Origin of the sequence: Flavobacterium sp. HJJ (genome assembly GCF_015351475.1) — a bacterium.
Classification (GTDB): domain Bacteria; phylum Bacteroidota; class Bacteroidia; order Flavobacteriales; family Flavobacteriaceae; genus Flavobacterium; species Flavobacterium marginilacus.
In genome coordinates this window covers 1-22,973 of the sequence record NZ_JADKPR010000038.1, presented here as the reverse complement: position 1 = coordinate 22,973, position 22,973 = coordinate 1, and the positions used below count along the sequence as shown (strand labels likewise).

14 protein-coding genes are annotated in these 22,973 nt (G+C 35.1%); 7 read left to right on the top strand and 7 right to left on the bottom strand.

Features of this window, described 5'->3' with window-relative positions; all coding sequences use genetic code 11:
• Positions 1–127: 127 nt before the first annotated feature.
• Positions 128–2,023 carry a phosphoglycerate dehydrogenase gene (serA, locus tag IRZ80_RS19835; protein ID WP_194643936.1) on the bottom strand — a complete coding sequence of 632 codons (1,896 nt, stop codon included), beginning with the start codon at positions 2,021–2,023 and terminating at the stop codon, positions 128–130.
• Positions 2,024–2,352: 329 nt separating this feature from the next.
• On the bottom strand, positions 2,353–3,162 hold the full coding sequence (locus IRZ80_RS19830) for a DUF1338 domain-containing protein (protein ID WP_194643934.1): 810 nt from the start codon (positions 3,160–3,162) through the stop codon (positions 2,353–2,355).
• Positions 3,163–3,350: 188 nt separating this feature from the next.
• Between IRZ80_RS19830 and IRZ80_RS19825 the strand changes: the two genes are divergently transcribed.
• Positions 3,351–3,821, top strand: coding sequence for an Lrp/AsnC family transcriptional regulator (locus tag IRZ80_RS19825; protein WP_194643932.1), 471 nt, complete (start codon positions 3,351–3,353; stop codon positions 3,819–3,821).
• A gap of 232 nt (positions 3,822–4,053) precedes the next feature.
• Here the strand turns inward: IRZ80_RS19825 and trpS are convergent, their stop codons facing one another.
• On the bottom strand, positions 4,054–5,028 hold the full coding sequence (gene trpS, locus IRZ80_RS19820) for a tryptophan--tRNA ligase (protein ID WP_194643930.1): 975 nt from the start codon (positions 5,026–5,028) through the stop codon (positions 4,054–4,056).
• A 192-nt stretch (positions 5,029–5,220) separates the two neighbouring features.
• Between trpS and IRZ80_RS19815 the strand changes: the two genes are divergently transcribed.
• A complete protein-coding gene (locus tag IRZ80_RS19815) occupies positions 5,221–5,982 on the top strand; it encodes a lysophospholipid acyltransferase family protein (protein ID WP_194643928.1) in 762 nt (253 codons plus the stop codon).
• Positions 5,983–6,122: 140 nt separating this feature from the next.
• Here the strand turns inward: IRZ80_RS19815 and recA are convergent, their stop codons facing one another.
• The 4 genes from recA to IRZ80_RS19795 all read right to left on the bottom strand — a co-directional run bounded on the left by recA (position 6,123) and on the right by IRZ80_RS19795 (position 9,782).
• A complete protein-coding gene (recA, locus tag IRZ80_RS19810; RefSeq protein ID WP_194643926.1) occupies positions 6,123–7,142 on the bottom strand; it encodes a recombinase RecA in 1,020 nt (339 codons plus the stop codon).
• Between the two features lie 399 nt (positions 7,143–7,541).
• The gene (locus IRZ80_RS19805; protein WP_194643924.1) at positions 7,542–8,054 is read right to left on the bottom strand and encodes an acyl-CoA thioesterase; all 513 of its coding nucleotides are present in this window, start codon (positions 8,052–8,054) and stop codon (positions 7,542–7,544) included.
• Between the two features lie 110 nt (positions 8,055–8,164).
• Positions 8,165–8,548: a DoxX family protein gene (locus IRZ80_RS19800; protein WP_194643922.1), complete on the bottom strand. Its 384-nt coding sequence runs from the start codon at positions 8,546–8,548 to the stop codon at positions 8,165–8,167.
• 97 nt (positions 8,549–8,645) lie between these two features.
• Positions 8,646–9,782 carry an ATP-binding protein gene (locus IRZ80_RS19795; protein WP_194643920.1) on the bottom strand — a complete coding sequence of 379 codons (1,137 nt, stop codon included), beginning with the start codon at positions 9,780–9,782 and terminating at the stop codon, positions 8,646–8,648.
• A gap of 409 nt (positions 9,783–10,191) precedes the next feature.
• Here IRZ80_RS19795 and IRZ80_RS19790 point away from each other — a divergent pair, with 409 nt between their 5' ends.
• From IRZ80_RS19790 to IRZ80_RS19770, 5 genes are all read left to right on the top strand, one after another.
• Complete coding sequence (locus IRZ80_RS19790; RefSeq protein ID WP_194643918.1) at positions 10,192–10,641, top strand: hypothetical protein; 450 nt, start codon at positions 10,192–10,194, stop codon at positions 10,639–10,641.
• 103 nt (positions 10,642–10,744) lie between these two features.
• Positions 10,745–12,034, top strand: a complete 1,290-nt coding sequence (locus IRZ80_RS19785) for a hypothetical protein (RefSeq protein ID WP_194643917.1) — start codon at positions 10,745–10,747, stop codon at positions 12,032–12,034.
• A gap of 260 nt (positions 12,035–12,294) precedes the next feature.
• Positions 12,295–13,752 carry a gliding motility-associated C-terminal domain-containing protein gene (locus IRZ80_RS19780; protein WP_228520968.1) on the top strand — a complete coding sequence of 486 codons (1,458 nt, stop codon included), beginning with the start codon at positions 12,295–12,297 and terminating at the stop codon, positions 13,750–13,752.
• Between the two features lies 1 nt (position 13,753).
• Positions 13,754–17,500 (top strand): PorP/SprF family type IX secretion system membrane protein, encoded by a 3,747-nt coding sequence (locus tag IRZ80_RS19775; protein ID WP_194643913.1) that lies wholly within the window; start codon positions 13,754–13,756, stop codon positions 17,498–17,500.
• A 310-nt stretch (positions 17,501–17,810) separates the two neighbouring features.
• Positions 17,811–22,973: hypothetical protein (locus IRZ80_RS19770; protein ID WP_194643911.1), on the top strand; the 5,163-nt coding region annotated here is incomplete at its 3' end.

The window sequence follows — 22,973 nt, the reverse complement described above, 5'->3', positions numbered from 1 at the left end:
TCTTTGCGAGCTATTTTTCTCGCAGAGGCGCAAAGACGCAAAGTCTTTTATATTTTATATTAACGATTGCTGATTTTTTATAAGACGAAATCTTCAATCAAAAATCGTTAATCAATAATCTGAAATCTTAATATAGAATTCTGTATCTAATTGTATTTGGAATCTCTTTTAATTTTTTCTCTAGATCTGTGTTATGGAAATTATCAATATCAGTGATTACATAACCAAGAGTTTCGTTGGTTTTCAAATATTGTCCCAAAATATTGTTGTCATATTCCAAAAGGATATTGTTTATCTGTGCCAGAATCCCTTTCACGTTTTCGTGTATGTGCATGATACGGTGCGCACTCTGCAATTCAGGCAATTGGATTTCAGGAAGGTTTACACTTCCGTAAGTAGTACCGGTATTGATGTAATTAATGATTTTTTGAGCAACATAATGTCCGATGTCTTCCTGAGCTTCTTCGGTACTTCCTCCGATGTGCGGCGTCAAGATTACATTTTTCATTCCGATTAATTCAGAAACGAAAGGTTCGTCATTATTTTTAGGTTCTTCAGGGAAAACATCGACTGCAGCTCCGTGAATTTTACCATTTTTTAAGTTGGCTACCAATGATGGAATATCAACAACATGACCTCTAGAAAGGTTCAGGAAGATAACTCCAGGTTTCATGGCTTCAAAAGCATCGGCATCAATTAAATTTTTGTTACTGGCGCGTCCGTCTACGTGTAAGGAAACAACATCTGAAAGTGCCAACAATTCTTTTAAAGAAGAACATTTTTTAGCATTTCCAAGAGCCAGTCTGTCAACAGCATCGTAGAAATACACTTTCATACCTAATGCTTCGGCTATGATTGAAAGCTGCGATCCTATACTTCCGTATCCAACAAGACCTAATTTTTTACCACGGATTTCAACACTATTTGTAGCCGATTTGTCCCAAACACCTTCGTGCATCATTTTGCTTTTTTCGAAAGTGTTACGAACCAGCATAATGATTTGTCCCAAAGCCAGTTCTACAACAGATCTGGTATTGCTGTACGGAGCATTGAAAACAGAAATTCCTTTCATGCTGCAGGCATTCAAATCTACTTGGTTTGTACCAATACAGAATGTCCCAACGGCGTGAAGCTTATTAGCATGTTCCAAAACTTTGGCAGTAAGGTTCGTTTTTGAACGTATTCCAAGAATAGAAACGCCTTTTATTTTTTCGATCAGTTCATCTTCATTCAAAGAACCTTTCATAGTTTCAACGCTGTAACCTTCGTGCTCAAAGATATTAACGGCGTCTTGGTGAATATTTTCTAATAATAAAACTTTAATTCTGTTTTTTGGATAAGAAACAGATGCTTTATAGGATAGTTCATAAAGGATTTCGTCCAATGACGGAGCAATCTGGCTGGCTTTTTCAACTACAATTTTACGGCTTACGTTTTCTGTAAAAGCAAAAAACTTAGAAACAGCACCGCCTTCAAGAGTTTCATAATCAGTATATCCGTCACCAATCATTATCGCTTCACCTTTAAGATTCAATGATTTGATTTTCTTTACTTTTCCTTGGTTTTCACACAATTCATCTTTTTCATCAAAACCAATAATTTTTCCATCATGGTCAAATTTGAAAGTGTTTGCCAAAACGTGCTCCGGTTTTATGCCATATTCAGAAACGATTGGTATAATAATTTCCTTAAAACCATTCGAAATGATATAAATATTTTCAGAATGCTGTTTGAAGAAAGACCTGTTTCGGATTACAGATGCTGTAACCTTCTTTTTTAGTTCCTCAATTACAGTTCCAATATGATCTCTATTGGCTTGTAATAACTGAATTCTTTGAGTTAAAGATTCTTTTAGCGAAAGCTTTCCTTCCATCCCAAGATCGGTTAATCTTTGGATTTCCTTTAATATTTGCTCTCCAGCTGCACTATCTTGGTAAATTACTTCGCATAATACATCTAGCGCTTCGACTTTCATAAATGTACTGTCAAAATCGAATATAAATGTTTCCGGATTCTCTGTCATCTTTTTAGTGTTTTTCACAAATAGAAATTATTTGTCAATTTTTTGTGCAAAGATAACCTCTCGATTGTTAATGTGAAAATTTATTGGTATAATACTGGCGCGTTTAACGAGAATTGAAGTTATTGTTATAAATAATCTTTTTGAAGGTGTATTATTAAATTTAATCCTCGAAAAACAATTTTAAATTTTGTTTTATTTATTTTAAAAAGTGTTTTTCGGCAGCTGTTTTCATAATTTAATAATAATAATTTCTAAATAAAGGAATAACTTGTCATAATCCTGCGCTATAAACGCCAGATCAGACAAGTTATTGAAGATTTTTGTGTATTTTATTTCTGCAGTTTCACATCGGTGCTTTCAAAAATTTTATCGGCTGACGAAGCTACAAATCCTTGATATAAATTTCCATTGGGCATAGCGTATCTCAAAGCAAATTCATAATAGCAGGATGGGATTTCAAATATACCTTCTTCAAAATTTACTGAATATAAATCTGCCAAAGTACTTGATTGTTCTAATAACTGTTCAGGAGTTCCTTTAATTTTCCCGCCCGAAGCATTCAGTTTCCAGCCATTTTCTTCTAAGAAGCTGTTCAGCTCTTCCAGTTTTTCAAAATTCTGCAATGCATTTACATTAATAGTAAAGTGATTGGCTCGAAAACCATATACGTACATCCAGGCCGCATATTCGGATTCTTCCAGCAATGATGTATAAATCGCATGAGAATTGGATTTCCAAATAGAACCGCTCAGTACTAATTCTGGGTTATTAAATTCGTTCTGGTCACAATCGTCCAAAATCGTTTTGACGGTTTGCTGTAATTCGTCAGAACATTTTTCCAATTCCAATTCGGAGATAAAAATTCTCGGTGCACTGCTGTCAGTGGTGTGTTCGTAATGTTGCGCGAATAGTTTTTTGGATTCAAATATATATTCGCCCCTTGCTTCGTAACCAATAGCAAGAAATGGTTTTTCTAATACAGCAATATTGATGCGCGGATCATTAAAAGTACGGATCGCAATGTGGTCATTTAGAATGGTTTCACCTTTATCTGCTAATAAAGCATGTATTTTTTTTGCAGATGGTGTTATTGCGGCATATTGTTCCCAAAGTTTCGAAAGCAGTTGATTTTTGTCCATTTCTGTCTAAATTTTTAATTGTTAGTATGACTCAAAACTAGACAGAAATATTATAAAATGACATCTTTATATTTCGATTATTTATAAATACACTTTTTAATCTAATAAATATGTAATTTTGACATTTTTAAAAGCTGTTTTAGTTTTAGAATTGTCAATGTTATAATTTCCAATCAAAAATGTAAGCGATGTTAAACTCCAAAAATCATGAAAATACTGATTATTTAGATCAGGAAATCATCAGAAAGCTGAGTGAGAATGGAAGAATTCCTTTTTCTGAACTGGCCAAGGAATTGAAAGTGTCCAATTCGCTGGTGCACCTGCGTGTGAAAAAATTACAGGATTCAGGATTGATTACTGGTTTCTCGGTAAAATTAAATGCTAAAACCTATGGTTTTGAAACGATTACGTATACTGGAATCACAACTAAAGAAGCCCGTTTTTCATATTCAATCGCTGAACAGCTAAAATTAATTCCTGAGATTGTAGAATGTCATTGGGTTTCGGGCAAATATGCTTTGTTCATTAAAATTGTTGCGGCCAATAACGAAGAACTTCGCAAAATAATTTACGAGCAAATACATATTATAGAAGGAGTAGGAGGGACAGATTCTTTTATATCTTTTGGGTCAGCATTTGAGAAAAACTTACCTATATAATATAAAACTTAAATGACCTTTTTTTAAACACATAAGTCATTTAAGTTTTCTCTTTTCAGCTAGTGTATTTATGTTCGTATAAGACCATTTAAGTTTTATACAAATGTAGAAATCGAATAGTTTATTTATGTAGACTTTATTTCAAGAATGTTCAACTTATTTTGACTTTGTTTTACTATCTGTTTTTTTCCTTGCTTAAATGACTTATATGTTTAAAATAAATTGCTATTTATTACGCCTCAAAACCTAAAACTTCCCTCACTCTCGCCAAAACGCCGTCAGCAACAATACCCGCTTTTGCAGCTCCTTTTTTCAACAGCGCATCTACTTCAGGAAGGTTATTAATGTAGTAATTGTACTTTTCTCTTTCGTCTTTGAATTTTTCCAGAATCAATTCGAACAATGCTTGTTTGGCGTGACCATAACCATAATTACCGCCAAGATAATTGGCTCTCATGGTATCGATTTGGGCTTCATCAGCAAGTAATTTATATAAGGTAAAACAGTTGCAGGTATCTGGATTTTTTGGTTCTTCAAGCGGTGTACTATCAGTTTCAATACTCATGATCTGTTTGCGCAGTGCTTTATCATCCAAGAAAATATTGATAAAGTTATTGGCTGATTTGCTCATTTTTCCTCCGTTCGTTCCTGGAATCAGCATGCTGTCTTCCTGAATTTTTGCTTCTGGGATTACAAATGTTTCTCCCATTTGGTGATTGAATCGGGATGCAACGTCACGAGTGATTTCCAAATGCTGTAACTGGTCTTTTCCAACAGGAACAAATTCCGCATCATATAATAGGATGTCGGCTGCCATAAGCATAGGATAAGTGAATAAACCGGCATTGACATCTTCTAATCGATCGGATTTGTCTTTGAAAGAATGTGCTAGTGTTAAACGCTGAAAAGGGAAAAAACAGCTCAAATACCAAGACAGCTCTGCTGTTTGTGCCACATCAGACTGGCGGTAAAAAGTTACTTTTTCAATATCTAAACCGCAAGCTAACCAAGCGGCTGCAGTACTATAAGTGTTGGCTCTTAATGTTTCGCCATTTTTGATCTGTGTAATGGAATGCAGATCGGCGATAAAAAGAAAAGATTCGTTTTCTGGTTTATTGGACAGCTCGATTGCAGGTATAATTGCGCCTAATAAGTTACCCAAATGTGGTGTACCTGTACTTTGAACGCCTGTAAGTATTTTTGCCATTTTTTGTTTTTTAAATCTCGTACGAGTATGATGAAGTATGTTATTTTTTTCGCAAAGTTAATTCTTTTGCCAAATTTTCCGCAAGTTTCCCTATTTTTGGCGGAATGAAATGAGTATTATTGTCATCTTGTTGATAATACTGACGGTAATATGCGAATTACATGCGATAAAATAGAATAATTATAGCAGCACATGAAAAGTATAAAAAAAATATTATGGTCCGTTTGGAGAGTTTGGTTTTATGTGGTGATGCTTATTCCCATATTGATTATGCTTCCTTTTTTGGTGATTTCTATATTGACCGAAAGCGGTTATCCCTATTTTTTTAAAATGTCCCGGATTTGGGCCAAATGTGTTCTTTTTGGAATGGGCTTTTATTATAAAGTCGAAAAGGTTCAAAAATTAGACCGCAAAAAAAGTTATATGTTTGTTGCCAATCATACATCGATGACTGATATTATGCTGATGCTTGCAGTTGTAGATAATCCTTTTGTATTCGTTGGAAAAATGTCGCTGGCTAAAATTCCGCTGTTTGGTTTTTTCTATAAAAGAACAAGCATTCTTGTAGACAGAAGCTGTTCTAAAAGCAGAATGGAAGTGTTCGATCAGGCGCAGAAAAGAATAAACAGAGGTCTCAGTATTTGTATTTTTCCCGAAGGCGGTGTGCCGCATGATGAGTCTATTCTATTAGATGCATTCAAAGACGGAGCTTTCCGTTTGGCTGCCGATCATCATCTGCCGATAGTTCCTCTTATTTTTCCCGACAATAAAAAGAGATTATCTTATACTTTTTATAGCGGAAGTCCTGGTTTGATGCGTGCCAAAATGCTTCCTCCCGTTGAAACTGTTTCTGCAGCTGGTGAATCTTTAGACCGAAAAGAACTTCGTGAACAGGTTCGAAATTTAATTTTAAATGAATTATTAGAATTTCAAAAAAAGGATAGTATTAAATAAAATTGATAACCTGAAGTTTTTGAACCATTAAGATTTTAAGTTCCAATTAGAAAAATAAGAACTTAATTTTCCTTAATCTCTTAATGGTTTAAATTTTATTGATAAAAAAAGACCGCCAATTTTAGCGGTCTTTTCAATTTTTATGCGTCTGCTAACTCTTTAATCTGAGTTTTGATTTTCTCTTCCAGTTCTTCAGCCAGTTCCGGATTGTCCTTAATCAAAGATTTTACAGCATCGCGTCCTTGTCCTAATTTGGTTTCGCCATAACTGAACCAAGAACCCGATTTTTTGATGATTTCAAATTCAACAGCAAGATCAAGTATCTCACCGGTTTTGGAAATTCCTTCACCGTACATGATATCAAATTCGGCTACCTTGAAAGGAGGCGCTACTTTATTTTTTACAATTTTTACTTTTGTGCGGTTACCCAAAACATTTTCTCCGTCTTTAATTTGAGTAGAACGGCGAATGTCCAAACGTACCGATGCGTAAAATTTTAAAGCATTACCTCCAGTAGTCGTTTCAGGATTTCCAAACATTACACCAATTTTTTCTCTCAGCTGGTTGATGAAAAATACAGTACAGTTTGTTTTGCTGATTGTTCCTGTTAATTTACGTAAAGCCTGTGACATCAAACGTGCGTGAAGACCCATTTTGGAATCTCCCATTTCACCTTCAATTTCGCTTTTTGGAGTCAATGCAGCTACCGAGTCAATTACTACGATATCAATCGCTCCGGAGCGGATTAAGTTTTCGGCAATTTCAAGTGCCTGTTCCCCGTTATCCGGCTGCGAAATGATTAGGTTTTCGATATCAACATTTAGTTTCTCAGCATAGTTTCTGTCAAATGCATGTTCTGCATCTATAAAGGCTGCAATACCTCCTGCTTTTTGAGCTTCGGCAATTGCGTGCAGGGTCAAAGTAGTTTTACCAGATGATTCAGGTCCGAATATCTCAATAATTCTTCCTTTTGGATAACCTCCAACTCCCAAGGCTAAATCTACTCCCAAAGAACCAGATGAAATTGTTTCAACCTCCTCAATGGCTTTATCTCCCATTTTCATTACAGTTCCTTTTCCGTAGGTCTTGTCTAATTTATCAAGCGTAAGCTGCAATGCTTTTAACTTAGCTTCTTTGTCCGAACCGGTCTTTTCTTTCATTTTTCTTCTGTGTTTATATGATTTACCAATTATATACTGGCGTAGATTTTTTTAGTGTTCGTAAAAATACTCCTTTTTTTTGAAGTCGCAATAGTTGATTTTTTAACAAAATGGGTTTTAGTATCGTGGTGTGCTATCCTCTCAATGTTTCTTGTATAATGTTGTTGGTATAAGTTTTTATTTACAAATACATTTTTTAAAAAGATGTAAAGACGCAAAGCTGTAAACGAATATTTTTGCGCTCTTGCGTCTTTGTGAGAATGCACTAAAATTTAATTTAATGACATTGGCTTCTTTCACCTAGAAAATCATTTTGGAAATTCATGTTTATTAAGAGAACTTATTGTATTGAATTTTTTATTCTAATATATAAGTATACCCAATGCTTTCTATTTATAATTAATCAACAAATAAAGCTTTGAGTTCTGTTGCTTCATGTGGATTCATTTTTCCAGCCAGTACTAAACTCAATTGCTTTCTTCTCAAAGCAGCAGCATATCGGAGTTTCTCTAATTCGGTTTGAGGTTCGATCGGCGGAACATCTACAGGTCTTCCAGTGTCATCTACTGCTACAAATGTATAGATAGCTTCGTTGGCCTTAGTTCTATTTCCGGATTGTCTGTCTTCCACCCAGACGTCCAGATAAATTTCCATGGAACTCTTAAATGCCCGGGACACTTTTGCTTCTATAATTACAACGCTTCCAAGAGGAATAGATTTGTTGAAAGCAACATGGTTTACAGATGCTGTTACTCCTATGCGGCGCGAATGCCTTCCTGCGGCAATACTCGCTGCGCGGTCCATTCTGGCTAATAGTTCCCCACCGAATAAGTTATTCAAAGGATTGGTTTCGCTCGGTAAAACCAAATCGGTTAATATAGTTAAGGATTCAGAAGGGTGTTTTGCCGTCATATTTTATTTTAGATAATTAGTAAGCGATTTTGTTTGTATTATATTTTTAGTTGAGTTATTTTTTGCAGTTGACATTGCTATTGTAATTGTCATTGAATTTTGAAATTGTCTTAGTTCAGCCAATAAACCGCCATAACCGTAGGTATAAAATATAGGACAATAGTTCTGGCGCCATCATAATCTTTTGCCAGACGCTGTCCAAAAAGTAACATAATAAGAGTGATGCTGGAAAAAATTGATCCGTATAAACCATATACTCTGCCGCTGTTAACAGCAAGTTCTATGGCTCCAACTGTGCATAAGACACCAGAAATTAATTCCAATATCAGAACATTCAGTAAAGCAAGCGGCACTTGATTACGTAAAGGAGTTTCTGCAAAATGTTCTTTGAGCCAGTCTAAATTTTCTTTCCAATGAAATAATTTGTCTTGGGAAGATTGTAAAAAAGTGATGGCTAAAAAAACTAATAATAAGATTGAGGCAATATTATTCATATGTAGATATTTATTGTTTTTAATTGGTCGTATGTAATTTGAATAGCTGTTATTGGTCTTTCTTGCCAATTTTGTTCATGCCCATTTCATGTAGCTTTTATTTTTTATGAATTAAACGTGTAAGTTTTATAGATAAATCTGTTAAAATTATTTTCGCATTTCCATTGCGTTCGATATGATACATCGCATCTGATATTTCTTTAAAAATGTCATTAATGTTATTGCCGTTTACAAAAGGAGCAAAATTTTCCAACTTGAATTTTGCAGCTTTGGTTTCTATATAGACAAGTTCTTTGGCTTCATAATTAAGCAGCAGAGCCTGACGGAACATTTCAATACAGAACTGCAGAAACTTTTTTTGAGTCTCTCTTCCTAGTGCTGCTATCTGTTCACTCCATTCGATCAAGTCCTGTATGGCAGCAGCATTTCCTTTGGCTTTGAATGCAGCCCGAACCCAGGTGACAAACCATTGTTCAAAAGGCGAAGCTTCATCATCTGCATTCAATAAGTGAAGTGCTTTGTTATAATTTCCCTGTGCCTGATGTGCAATTTTTTGAGCAGTTTTTGGGTCTAATTCTTTTTTTTCGACAAGAGTATTTGCAATTAGCTGCTCGCTTAAACCATTAAAATGTGTTATCTGACAGCGGGAACGAATTGTCTGAATTATATCTTCTTCATTTTCAGAAATGAGAAGAAAAACTGTTTTCTCTGGTGGTTCTTCTAATAATTTGAGGAGTTTATTGGATGCGGCGATATTCATTTTATCGGCCATCCAGATAATCATTATTTTATAACCGCCTTCATAGGATTTTAAGGACAGGGACTTTAAAATTTCCTGCGCATCGTCTACACGAATTTCGCCCTGTTTATTTTGAACACCCAATTTGTCATACCAATCAAATAAACCGCCGTAAGGATTTTCTAAAATAAATTCCCTCCAATCCGAAATGAAATCGATACTTTTTGGTTTTTGTTTGACCTCTTCAGTAGTAACTGTAGGATAAATAAAATGTAGATCTGGATGGGTAATTTTTTCAAATTTGACTATACAGGATTCATTCTGACCTTGCTGGGAATTACATAATACATATTGAGCATATGCGATTGCCATTGGTAAAGTACCGCTGCCCTCGGGTCCAACAAACAATTGAGCATGAGGAATTCTGCCTGCATCGACACTTTTGATTAAGTGATTTTTAATGTATTCCTGTCCTAAAATTTTAGAGAATTGCATGTAGCAAAGATAGAAGAAAATGATAGTTTCAAAAATTTTCTATTACAAAGTTTAGAACTTGTTATTGCATAAATTATAAGTCTGTTTGAATTTTTTATAGAATTGAAACGTATTCACGATGTGTTTTTTCAACTAACATTTGTTGATAACTTTTGAATTTCTTTTTTTTGAAATAATTAATTATGATTTCTTTAATTATTTTAATAAGTAAAAACGTTCTTTTTGTTTTAAATTTTACTATTTTTAATTTTTTTAAATATCCAATATTTTTCGATAAAGTGCTGGTTATATAGGTTATAATGTAAATAACAGAGTAATTTTACATTAAAATATTCTACATTTTATTTTTCAGAACTTGCAAATTCAATTTAATTGTATATTTTTGTTTTATTAATTAAAAAACCAAGATATGAAAGGGAAAATTATTTTTTTCAGTATTTTTATGTTAGCAGTAAGCTCATCAAAATGTATTGCACAGGCAAAACCTAACTTGCCGCAAAGTATTATTAGTACAAGTGCATCGATACGTACTTACAATGATGATAAAACATTGAAAGCGTTGTCAAAAGGAGAATTGGTAGAATTATACATTGAGCGTATGAAAGTTATTGTGAGAATACTGCCTAAAATTGGTTTAGCAACTAAGCCAGGTGTAACTATGACAGATTTAGGTATTCCAGATACAGCTGACAACAAAAAAGCTTTAGATTTAGATAAAGAAGCAACACAGACTTATTTAGATATTTCTGTTGATTATCTAAGAAAAATGTTGCCTTTTTGCGATAAAGGACAGCTAGTTAATGCAATTTTGTTCTATGAACAGACATTAAAATCATTACGAGATTTAGAAGCACAATAAAAATAATTTTTTAGAAAAATAATTTTTTCTAAGTTCGATCTTAAACTCTTTTATGAGTAATTAATCTCTCCTACAGAGAAAAAATATTAATATCCCCAAGCCTATGAAAACTAAATTTTTACTTATTTGGGTTTTTTTTACAGTTGTTAGCAATGTAAATGCTCAACAAGAAAAAGGAATTTTTGGATCAAGCAATTGGTTAAATAACTGGACAGAATTCAAACCTGCAAAAGCTGATTATGGTGAGGCAACTCAAATCCTTGCTGGTAATATTACAGTAAATACAAGATTAACAAAAAAGGATGTATACATTATCCAAGGTAATGTATATGTTACAAATAATGCTGTACTTACTATAGATCCGGGTACTATAATTATTGGTGATTCTGATTCTAGAGGAACTTTGATTATTACTAAAGGTTCTCAAATTGTTGCAGAAGGTCTAGAAACAGATCCTATTGTTTTTACTTCTAACAAAACTGCTAAAAAAGCAGGGGACTGGGGAGGTATCGTTATTCTTGGCGATGCCCCAATTAATAAATTCGGACTTTATTCTTCAATAAACTATGATGATTTAGATCCTGCATTGACAACTTATGGCGGTAGTAATCCTGCAAGTTCGTCAGGAGTATTGAAATTTGTCAGAGTAGAATATGCTGGAAAAAAAGCTAGAGGTGCTGAAAACTTTGATGCAATTTTGCTTGGAGGTATTGGAAATAAAACAATCTTGGAAAACATTATGGTAAGTTATGCTGCTGGTGAAGCTTTTGATGTATTAGGCGGCGAGCCTGCAATGTCTAAATTGGTTTCATACAGATGCAACGGTTCTGATTTTAAATTTTCACTAGGAACACAGGCTAAGATTGACAATTCATTAGCTATAAGATCTTCTTATGTAAGTAATAGCGGCGGCTCACGCTGTTTAGATATTTCTTCGTATGTTAAAAAAGAAGATGCCGATTTTACTAAAAAACAAACATCAGTTACTGCTACAAACCTTACTTTAGCAAATGATAGTGATGATATTGATACAGACGTAAAAGCAGGATTAGTAAAAGAAGCTGTTTTAGTAGCTGAGAATACTACACTGGTTTTAAGAAAAAGCGTAATATCTGGTTTTAAACCGGCTATAATATTGGATTCTAAAATCGATATTAATGAAAAAAATCTTAAAAAGATTAGAATCGAAGAAATGTATTTTAATTTCTGCAGCGGAAATATATTTTCAGCAGGCTCTTTAAATAATGAAGATTTGGAGAGTTATTATGGAGCTAATGCTTTCTTTAATTTGTATTCTAAAACTTCTAATATTGAAACATTTAATGATTTTGCAAATCCTAGAAGACCAGATTTTAGACTAGCACTTACTAAGTTTACTGCTTCTACAAAATAAAACTAAACTTCGTATTAAATATAAAAATGAAAGTTAGACCTCAAATAATTATAGGTTTAGCTTTCATTTTATTACATAAATAAATCATTTCAATTGTTTGCAGATCCTATTATATAGAATAAACAAATTGGTTGATCTCTTTTTATTACTGAGTAGAAAATTGGATTTTATCCCCAATGAAATGCAATAAATATCGACCTATGAATAGAAAACCTACTTTTTTATTTTTTTCTAATATATTTTTATTTTTTTTAATGTTGATGGCAGTTCCTTCAACACTAGGATTATTTGCACAAACAATTTCTCCTCAAAAATTGCCTTTTGATAAAATTTGTGCAGGAGGTGTTCATCCTGAGGATCCAAGTCGAATATTCAATGAATATCAGGCACAATTTAAGATTGCAGATTTTGATCCGAGTGTAACCTTTGTTGTTGAGTTATCAGACCCAACAGGTTCATTTGTTAAACCTACTGCCACAATTCCGCTGTCTCCTCTAAGCGATACTCCGCCTGATACAGCAACAGAAAAAACTTTAGTATTTGCCATACCTACTGATATTGTCGGTTCAGATAAGTATCAATTAAGGATTAAGAGCAGTACAGGCCAGACGAGTGGTAGCTTTACAATTTTTGGTGCAGTCAACTCTAATTCTAAATCTTTTCCGGCCTATTTCAAATCGTATAATAAATCTTTTTTTATTAACGATAAGAAACCAACAATTAGTTTTTGCAGTGGTGACAGCGTAACGTTAACAGTATATAACCCTACGCCTGCCGATATAAATTCTTCTCCGGCTAATTTTCCAAAATTACAGTATAATTGGTATAAAGACGGTGTTTTAATAGCTGGTGAGTCATCTAATTCATTAGTTATAAATACTCCGGGAGCTTATTATGCAAAATTGAATTATGGTCCTTGTACTGACGATAGTTTTAGTTCGCAAGAAGTTACTGCTACTAGTTTTTCAGGCAGTGGCGGTGCAGTTATTACTTCCAGTTTAGGGAATCCTTTTTGTCCTGGTTCTGAAAAAACTACTTTGACTGCTACGGCTGGAAATACCTATATTTGGAGAAAAGACGGAGATGTTATAACAGATGCCACTAACCAGATTTATATAACAAATGTTCCAGGAAAATATACATGTGATATTGATTTTGGCGGCTGTAAAGCCACTGCATCAATAGATTTAAAAAATACAGCGGCTCTTAGCACAAATGGAAATGTCGTTGCCGAGGGAGAGACATTGTCTGTTGAACAAGGAAGTACATTAACAGTTACAAGTACAACAAATATTTCAAATCCTGCTTATCAATGGTATTTTAATAATAGTCCTATTGCTGGTGCTAATACGACTGCATTGGACGCAACTGTTGCCGGAAATTATAAAGTAACTATTTCAGGATGTACGATCTCATTTAAAGTAAAATATAGCAGTGTAATTAATTATAATGTGCCCAAAATTCCAAATATTATTACTCCCAATAATGATGGTACTAATGATACTTGGATTATTCCTGACATATACAGCAATTCCAATACACATGTAACGATTTTGAGTTCTTTGGGTGAAATTGTATTTGAAACTGATAACTACGACAATTTTAGTGGCTGGCCGCAATCTGATATTGAATTCAAAAATTTCAATCCTGTTTTTTATTACATAATTGCTCCAACTGGCGATTCAGCCAAAAAGGGTTCGATAACTCTTCTGAAATAATATGAAAAAAATTTTACTAAGCGTTTTCTTTTTTTGCTGTTCTATTAATGTTTTCTATGCTCAACAAGAAAACGGCGGTGTATCTTATGTTGTGCCAACTGGAAACTCTTTAAAATTTAATTCGTTTATAATTAACCCAACCTTCAGTTTTGTGAGACAGCAAAGTACTTATGTTACTTTATTTAACAAAACTGAATGGGCAGGATTTGAGAATGCTAGAACAACATATTCATTGAGTTACTCAGGTCGTTTTGGAGAGAATGAAGGTGTTGGACTAAGCGTTTTTAAACAATCACATGGAGTATATAGTAATTATGGTCTGACGGCTAATTTTGCTCATAATTTAATGTTGCAGGAAGATAGCAACTTAACGTTTGGTATTAATTTAAGTGCTTATCATAGTGGTTTAGATTATGGTTTGGTAATTTCTAATTTTGAAAAAGATCATTCTTTACAAAATATTCCATCAAATACATTAATGAGTATAAGTCCAGGAATTAATTATGGTAGTGCTTTTTTTGACATTGGGATTTCATTGACTAATTTGGTTAGTTATAATTTTAAGTCAGGTATTTTAAAAGATGACCCTAACCAAGGTATCGAAGGTCATTTTATGTACACTGGTTATCTTGATTCCTATGGTTTTTTTGACAAAAGTAAGTTTTCGGCTTTAATCAAAACAGAAGTAAATAAAGATAAAACTGTTTTTTCAGGATCGGCTATGTTTACCGTTCCAAAAGGAATTTGGGCACAGGCAGGTTATAACTCTGTTTTGGGAGTGACAGCTGGTGTTGGATTTAGTATTACTCCAAAAATAGCACTCGAATATTCGTACGGTATGGGTCTTGGCGATATTTCACAATTAGGAGGCTCTCATATTATTGTCCTAGCTTATAAATTCAAGAATAAGAATTTTGATTACGGAGATGATGCTGAAGAAGGAGCTTTAATTGAGGAGGCTCCAATTCAAAAGAAAATTGCGGCTACTCCAAAAACCAATACAAAAGCAATTGCTGATGCTAAAACCGCCCAGCAAGCTAAAATTGCTGAAGCAAATAAAGCTAAGTTAGATGCTGCGACTAAGGCTAAGGCCGATGCGGCAGCGTTAGTTAAAGCGAAGTCAGATGCATTAGCTTTACAGCGTAAAAATAAATTGGCTGCTGATGCTAAAGCTAAAGCGGATGCTGCTGCATTAGCAAATAAAAAACCAGCGCTTACCGCTAAAGAGAAGCTTGCTGCAAATACGAAAGCAAAAGCCGATGCCGATGCCGCTGCTAAAGTGGCTGCTGAAAATAAAGCGAAAGAAACTGCGGCCGCAAAATTAGCAGCAGATAATAAAGTAAAAGCTGATGCAGCTGCTAAATTGGCCGCTGACACTAAGGCAAAAGCTGATGCGGTTGCTAAAGCTAAATTAGCCGCTGATACTAAAATAAAAGCCGATGCTGATGCAGCCGCAGCTAAAGTTGCCGCTGACGCTAAGGCAAAAACTGATGCGGCAGCAAAAGCTAAATTAGCCGCTGATACCAAAATAAAAGCCGATGCTGATGCAGCTACTGCAAAACTTGCTGCTGAAACTAAGGCAAAAGCCGATGCCGAAGCCAAAGCTAAATTGGCTGCTGAAACTAAAGCTAAAGCAGATGCCGATGCTAAAGCTAAATTAAACGCTGATACTAAAATAAAAGCTGATGCTGATGCAGCTGCCACTAAACTAGCTGCTGAAACGAAAGCGAAATTAGCTGCCGATGCAAAAGCAAAAGCCGATGCCGAAGCTGCGAAACTGGCTGCCGTTGCAAAAGAAAAAGCCGACGCTGAAGCTGCTGCAAAACTAGCTGCTGAAGCGAAAGCGAAAGCCGATGCCGAAGCTGCGAAACTGGCTGCCGATGCCAAAGCAAAAGCCGACGCTGAAGTTGCTGCAAAACTAGCTGCTGACACTAAGGCAAAAGCCGAAGCCGAAGCGAAAGTCAAATTAGCTGCTGAAGCGAAAGCGAAAGCCGATGCCAAAGCTGCGAAACTAGCTTCCGATGCTAAAGCGAAAGCCGATGCCGAAGCTGCGAAACTGGCTGCCGATGCAAAAGAAAAAGCCGATGCCGAAGCTGCTACAAAACTAGCTGCAGAAACTAAGGCAAAAGCCGAAGCTGAAGCGAAAGCCAAATTAGATGCTGAAGCGAAAGCGAAAGCCGATGCCAAAGCTGCGAAACTAGCTTCCGATGCTAAAGCGAAAGCCGATGCCGAAGCTGCGAAACTGGCTGCCGATGCCAAAGCAAAAGCCGACGCTGAAGCTGCTGCAAAACTAGCTGCAGAAACTAAGGCAAAAGCCGAAGCTGAAGCGAAAGCCAAATTAGCTGCTGAAGCGAAAACGAAAGCCGATGCCGAAGCTGCGAAACTGGCTGCCGATGCCAAAGCAAAAGCCGACGCTGAAGCTGCTGCAAAACTAGCTGCAGAAACTAAGGCAAAAGCCGATGCTGAAGCGAAAGCCAAATTAGCTGCTGAAGCTAAAGCGAAAGCCGATGCCGAAGCTGCGAAACGGGCTGCCGTTGCAAAAGAAAAAGCCGACGCTGAAGCTGCTGTAAAACTAGCTGCTGAAACTAAGGCAAAAGCCGATGCCGAAGCTGCGAAACTAGCTGCTGAAACAAAAGCAAAAGTCGACGCTGAAGCTGCTGCAAAACTAGCTGCTGAAACTAAAGCAAAAGCCGATGCTGAAGCTGCTGCAAAACTAGCTGCAGAAACTAAGGCAAAAGCCGATGCTGAAGCGAAAGCCAAATTAGCAGCCGAAGCGAAAGCGAAAGCCGATGCTCAGGCAGAACAGGAAAAAATTGAAGCCGCTGCCGCTGCCAAACTCGCTGTTGAAGCATTAGCAAAAGCAAAAGCCGATGCTATGCCTAAAGATGAATATGGTAAATCAATGGATTACTTGACTAGTACTCTTGAAGATTCAAAAAGGAAACAGCAGCAGCTGCTTAGCCGTTTAGATGCATCTGTAGCTAATAAAGAAAAAGCATTGCGCGATATGAGAGAAGAGAACGATTTAAGTGATAAAGGAATCGTTAAAACAACTGTTGAGTTCAAAAGCACTTCTGGTGAAAATGCAGAACTGGAATCAATCAAATCTCAAATTGCCGAATTAAATAAAGTTCGAGTAGATAATTTAGCAGAGTTCAACAGACTGTATATTGAAAGGCTTAAAAAGACCTCTAAAAATGATCTTATCAATCAGAATTATTTAAAAACTATAGAGAATTTAAAAGCGGAACAGCTTAAAGCGGAACAATCTAATGCTGCATTAATTACTACTTTAGAGAAAATTAAAGTTGAAACCGAAATTGAGAAAAAACGAAGAATCAAGCGTGCTGTTACTTCAAATGATCAAGACCGTTTGGCACAGGATATGGCTACTTTGAAACAAATAAAAGCAACTACTAAAGTAAGCAGTGTTCCATTGAAAGCTGAGGATTTTGATTTTGGAGATAATCAGGCAAACATGCAGATTATTAAGAATAATAAAAATCTGGAAAGTGGTTATTATATGATATTGGCAGTGCATGGTGATGTTGCAAAAAGAGATGCATTTGTTACCAAGACGGTAGCTGCAGGACAGTCAAATGTGAATTTCTTCTATGATGTAAATACAAGCAGATATTTTATTTATACGGATAAGTTTGACAACATCCAAGAAGCGACTGAAGCCTTAGGAGAGAAAGGAAATAAACCTTATAACGGAAAAATGGTTATTGTTAAAATTGAAAAATAATTTTGTTAAGAATTTATTGGGGATAAAATAATTTGTATTTCTATTTGATTTTATTTTAAAATGTTTACTTTTATTTTTTTTAAGACAGTATTTGTAATATAAATCATAAAAAAACTGTTTTATTAAAAAGTAAAAAAAAATAAAAATTACTTAAATTAATGATTTAGTACCTGTGTTTTATTACAAAATGGCGTTAGATCATGAAATTTTAGTTAAAAAAAAGCATTTAATTGAAATTTTCTAAACATCATTTCTTATTCATGTGCCCTATTGAATAAGAAATGATATTTGGAGATAAATTTATATAAATATGAAAAAACCTACTTTTTCTATATTTCCTTTTTGGTTATTATCTTTTAGTGGACAAAAGTTTCTAACAGTTATTTTTGATAACCTTACTGCCGCAATGAAATTGCAAAGTTTGAAAAATCCAATTTTTCAAAGAAAAGCTTTTTCAGCAATCCAAAATAAAACTACTGTTTTTGTTTTCTTTTTGTTTTTAATAACAACTCTTTCCAGCTTTACTAGTGCAGGTGATCCTTCTTTGTTTAGAATTAATCCTAAAAATATCGGGGCTGCAGAAAATATATTTTTGACTGGTAATGATTCTTTAAAAAACAAGGTCTCTGGACTTAATGAAAAGGATGCTGTTAAGGCAGTTGCTGCATTAGTGAATCCAGTATTTAAATATGCACAGTTACCTTATGCAGGACAAATTTCAACTTGTCCTAATGATGGAAAAAAACTCCCAAAATTATTCTTGTGCGGAGGAAATGATTCAAGGCTTATTGATACAGGAATAACAGATGCTATTTCTATTACATGGGAAAAATTTATTTCGGGAGGAAGCTGTGCAGCTGTTTCTAATAGTGATTGTGCCAATGAAAGTGCGGCATCATCATGCTGGGTGCAAATCGCAACAGGTAAAGATTATTTGGCAAATTCAGCAGGGCAGTTTAGAGTAAAAATTGTTGAAAGTAACGGGACTCCAAATGTCTTTTATTTCAATGTGTATCAAAATACCTTAATTCCTACTGCTACTGTTAAAAGCAATATAGTTAAATATGGTGCTTCTTGTAAGATTGATGGTAAAATTACAGTAAGTGGTTTTGGGAGCGGGTACGAATATAGTTTTACTACTGGAACAACACCAGGGACGTGGCAGGACAGTAATGTGTTTACTACAGGGACAGCAGGAACTTACACAGCTTTTATTAGAATTAAAGGAGTAGTAGGTTCATGTGAATTTAAAGTTATAAATCTTGAGATTAAAAGTGTTGATTTTAAAGTCACAACTTCTATTGCTTCACCTAAGTGTAATAGTGCAAAAGGGAGTGTTCAGGTAATTACAAATAATGTTGGACAACAATATATATATGAAATTTATAATACTGCTACTCCTGCAGTATTAATAAGTTCTTCTGGAACTACAAGTAATGCAGATTACTTTTTTAATGGTTTAAATTCGGGTACTTATACAATAAAGACCTATATAGTTGGCTCAGCTTGTGCCATTGATGTCCAGAATGTTGTTGTTGCTAACGCTCCTAGTGCTGTAACATCAACAGCTGCTATCACAACAGCATTAGGTATTTGTAGTACAGGTCAAATTACGGTCACTCCAGGAGGTGGAACAGGAGTTTATAAATATTATGTGAATATTGACGGAGCTGGTTTTGTAGAGAATCCGACTAAGGTTATTATTGTTGACAAATCAGGAAGTTATGTTATTAGAGTTGAAGATTCAAATGGCTGTGTAGCCAATAATATAACTGTAAATGTTCCTGTAGTTGATAAACCAAGCTATTCTATTATTAAAACAGATGGTGATTGTAAAGGAGCATTAGGAAGTATTAAATTAAATGTTTCCAATGCAAAGAGTTATACTATTACTTATACTGTTAATGGAGGAACCAGTAGAGCATCTAATTATATTACTAATAATCTTCTTCCAGGAATTTATAAAGTTAGTGTAAGATATAAAAAGAGCGGTGTCAATAATGGTAATAATTGTGTAGATCCTGATGAAATAATTACAATTGGTTCTTCAACTGCTCTGACAGCTTCTGCTGGAGTTGCTGAGTTGTCTGGTTGTGGTCCGTCTCCAAATGAACTTTATGGAAAGATTAGAATTGTAAATCCTCAAGGAGGTACACCTTATCCAGCACCAAATCCTTATAGATATAGTTTTGGAACTGACAGTGGCGGAAATAAGATTTGGATTACTTCAAACGAAGCATACGTAAATTATGGCGGGCCGTATACAGTTTATATACAAGATGCCGCTGGATGTGAGTATGCAATGGGAGGGATTACAATCGATAAAAAACCAAATGCTCCAACAATTAGTGTAGATAATCCTGTTTTCAATTGCGACGGATCGGCAACGAGTACAGTAACTGTTACTAACAGTGGTAGCGGTGATCCAAATTTTAGTTATAAATATTATATGGATGGTGTTCTTAATATGAGTACACCTTCTAATATTTTTAAAAATGTAACTCAAGGGGATCATATTATAACTGTTGAGTATAATGTATTAAGTGTTTCTACTTATAGTAACTTATTACAGGAAGATTTTGGTAAAGGAGGATTTACTACAACGCCCGGTATTAATCCAGCATATTGTTTTGAAGATGAGGCAACCACGCATCTTCTGCCTGGATATACATGTAATACAGATGAATGGATTAATGATGGGGAGTATGCAGTAGCAAGTAAAATTAGAACCACTTTCAGTGGCTCTTGGATTACAGCTAATGATCATACATTGCCAGACGATCCATTAGGGAGATTTTTGGTTGTAAATGTTGGTGGTACAGCTGGTATTGGGGGGATTTTGTATAGTAAGCCTATTAAAGATGTTATTGCAAATCAAGACGTAATTATTTCATTATGGGCTGAAAATTTGATTGTAAAGACCTCTACCACCCATGATGATCCAAAATTGACTATTCAGTTGGTAAATAACCTAAATGGGGTAGGCGGGACAGAAACAATTGTTGCAACTACTGATACTACAAATCCATGGGTTATTCCTAAATCTGAAAAGTGGGAGTACAAAGAATTATCATTAAACCCAGGAGCTTATACGAACTTGAGTTTTGTAGTAAGATCTTATAGTAATCAGTTCAATGGAAATGATGTTCTAATTGATGATATTTGGGTGCGCCAAATACCAAAATCTTGTAATTCAATTGTTAACTTTCCAATTATTGTTGATGGAAGTAAAGCATTTTCGGCTAGTATAACCGGTTACAAAGATGTAAAATGTAAAGGAGACCAAAATGGAGAAATTACGATATCGGCCAAAAATTTTGATCCAGTAAAAGGATTTCAATACTTAGTAAACGGTGTTCTTCCTTGGGTGTCTGTGATACCATCTCCAGCTGCAACAAGCGGAAGTAAAACGTTAACAAACTTATCAGGTGGTGTTTATAATATACAAATACGCTATGACAGTTCTGCTAACAGCTGTACTTTTCCAGTTGCTCAAGAAATAAAAATGCCGAGTGCTGTAACAGCTTCAGCATCTATTACAACACTTCCAACCTGTACTACAGGAGCAACTATTACTGCAGTAGGCGGAGGAGGAACCCCTGCTTATCAATATCAATTAGTAGATAATAATGATAGTTCAAAAAACAGGCCATTTCAGGTAAGCGATCAGTTTGTAAATGTACCAGCGGGCAGTTATACCGTATTTGTCAGAGATGCTAATTCATGTGCCAGCGCAGCAGGTTTTCCTATTACAGTAACAGCACCAACACCTCCTACAGCCAGTTTAAAAGTAACTACAGATTATTGTTATACGACTGCCGATCCAGCTACTCTTGTTGTAAACATTACAGGTGGTGTAGGTCCATTTGACTATAAATTGGATACAAATGCAGCCTTCAATTCAGGATTAACTACACATTCTTTTTCTAATGTGGCTGCAGGATCTCATACTATAGTCGTTACAGATAATAACACTTGTACATCAACCATCGCAAGTATTACTGTTGCACAACCGCTAACACTTGGTTTGTCTCTAATTCAGGATTTGACCTGTTTGACAAATGCTTCTATTGGGAATCCTGTAATTACAGGAGGCTACCTAGCACCATATAGTTATAGTGTTTCTCTTAATGGAGGAAATCCAACTGCTGTGAATTCTTTCCCTTATTCAGTTTCAGTTGATGGATCGTATGTATTTAAGGTTACTGATAGTAAAGGTTGTCCTGCAAGCAGTAATGCTGTTATTGTTTCGGCAAAAACTACACCAATAATCACTGATATTAAAAAAACAGACATTACCTGTAATAATAAAAATGATGGTACTGTTGCAGTGACAGCCAGCAATGGATTTAGTACTACTTATACATATGCTATTAAGTTAAGTTCTGCGACTACATATACGACTCAAAATACTAATTTATTTACGGATTTAGCAGCTGGTACCTATAATATTAAAGTAATAGATACTAAAGGATGCGAATCTGCGGTTAGCGATGTGACGATAGTAAATCCTACTGCAGTTGGCGGAACCATTGGTGCAACCGAATTAGGCTGTAGCAGTACAGGCACTATTGATGCTATAGTGACTGTTAATGGTTCTGGAGGTACAGCGCCTTATAAGTATAGTTTTAACGGAACTTCTAATTTTACTTCTGTAAACACTTTTTCTACTGGTACAGATCAAACAGTAACCGCTTATGTCCAAGATGCTAATGGATGTCAATTTGGTCCTTTATCAGTTGTGATTGCTCCTAAGTCTCTTATTACTGGTATTGATGTGTTTTTTGAAACCGGTTTAGAATGTCCAGCTTATAAAGCACATGTTAAATTTCAGGCAATAGGCGGATTATCCCCTATTCGTTATCAGGTAACTGCTGTCCCTTCAGGTATTACTATTCCAATTGAATCATCAGGTCAATATAGTCTTGATCCTGGAGATTATATTTTTAGAGCTATAGATAAAAACGGATGTAGTTTTGATTTAAACTATAATGTAAAAAGTGTGCCAGATATCACAGCTGGAGGTTCAATAATTACTCCAATCAAATGTTTTGGAGGTACTGGAGCAATTGAATTCACTGTAGGAGGATTGAATTCGCATAAATATGATTATGTTGTTACCAATACTTTGGGAACAACCATCGATAGCAAGAATAATCAATCAGCAGCTACTATTAGTTTAAGTAATTTAGCAGCTAGTAATTATACTATTGAAGTTAAAGATAGGACTACGGGCTGTAAAGTAACTTATGCTGTTAATTTAACTCAGCCAGCTGTTTTATCAATTACAAGTGCTACACCAACGAAAGTAAACTGTAATAATGATAATTCGCAGATTACAATTGTAACAGCAGGCGGAACTACTAATTATTCATATGCATATGCCAAAAACCCGTCAACAGATCCAACATCTGCTTATGATTCTAATGCTGTTCAGACAGTAGATACTAATTCTGGAGTAGATTTGATTTGG

What these genes read in the sequence shown, in the direction of transcription:
- IRZ80_RS19785 (WP_194643917.1), top strand. Translation starts at nt 10,745, where the DNA reads ATGAAAACTAAATTTTTACTTATTTGGGTTTTTTTTACAGTTGTTAGC.
- IRZ80_RS19830 (WP_194643934.1), bottom strand. Translation starts at nt 3,162, where the DNA reads ATGGACAAAAATCAACTGCTTTCGAAACTTTGGGAACAATATGCCGCA.
- IRZ80_RS19805 (WP_194643924.1), bottom strand. Translation starts at nt 8,054, where the DNA reads ATGACGGCAAAACACCCTTCTGAATCCTTAACTATATTAACCGATTTG.
- IRZ80_RS19825 (WP_194643932.1), top strand. Translation starts at nt 3,351, where the DNA reads ATGTTAAACTCCAAAAATCATGAAAATACTGATTATTTAGATCAGGAA.
- IRZ80_RS19815 (WP_194643928.1), top strand. Translation starts at nt 5,221, where the DNA reads ATGAAAAGTATAAAAAAAATATTATGGTCCGTTTGGAGAGTTTGGTTT.
- serA (WP_194643936.1), bottom strand. Translation starts at nt 2,023, where the DNA reads ATGACAGAGAATCCGGAAACATTTATATTCGATTTTGACAGTACATTT.
- IRZ80_RS19780 (WP_228520968.1), top strand. Translation starts at nt 12,295, where the DNA reads ATGGCAGTTCCTTCAACACTAGGATTATTTGCACAAACAATTTCTCCT.
- trpS (WP_194643930.1), bottom strand. Translation starts at nt 5,028, where the DNA reads ATGGCAAAAATACTTACAGGCGTTCAAAGTACAGGTACACCACATTTG.
- IRZ80_RS19800 (WP_194643922.1), bottom strand. Translation starts at nt 8,548, where the DNA reads ATGAATAATATTGCCTCAATCTTATTATTAGTTTTTTTAGCCATCACT.
- IRZ80_RS19775 (WP_194643913.1), top strand. Translation starts at nt 13,754, where the DNA reads ATGAAAAAAATTTTACTAAGCGTTTTCTTTTTTTGCTGTTCTATTAAT.
- IRZ80_RS19795 (WP_194643920.1), bottom strand. Translation starts at nt 9,782, where the DNA reads ATGCAATTCTCTAAAATTTTAGGACAGGAATACATTAAAAATCACTTA.
- IRZ80_RS19790 (WP_194643918.1), top strand. Translation starts at nt 10,192, where the DNA reads ATGAAAGGGAAAATTATTTTTTTCAGTATTTTTATGTTAGCAGTAAGC.
- recA (WP_194643926.1), bottom strand. Translation starts at nt 7,142, where the DNA reads ATGAAAGAAAAGACCGGTTCGGACAAAGAAGCTAAGTTAAAAGCATTG.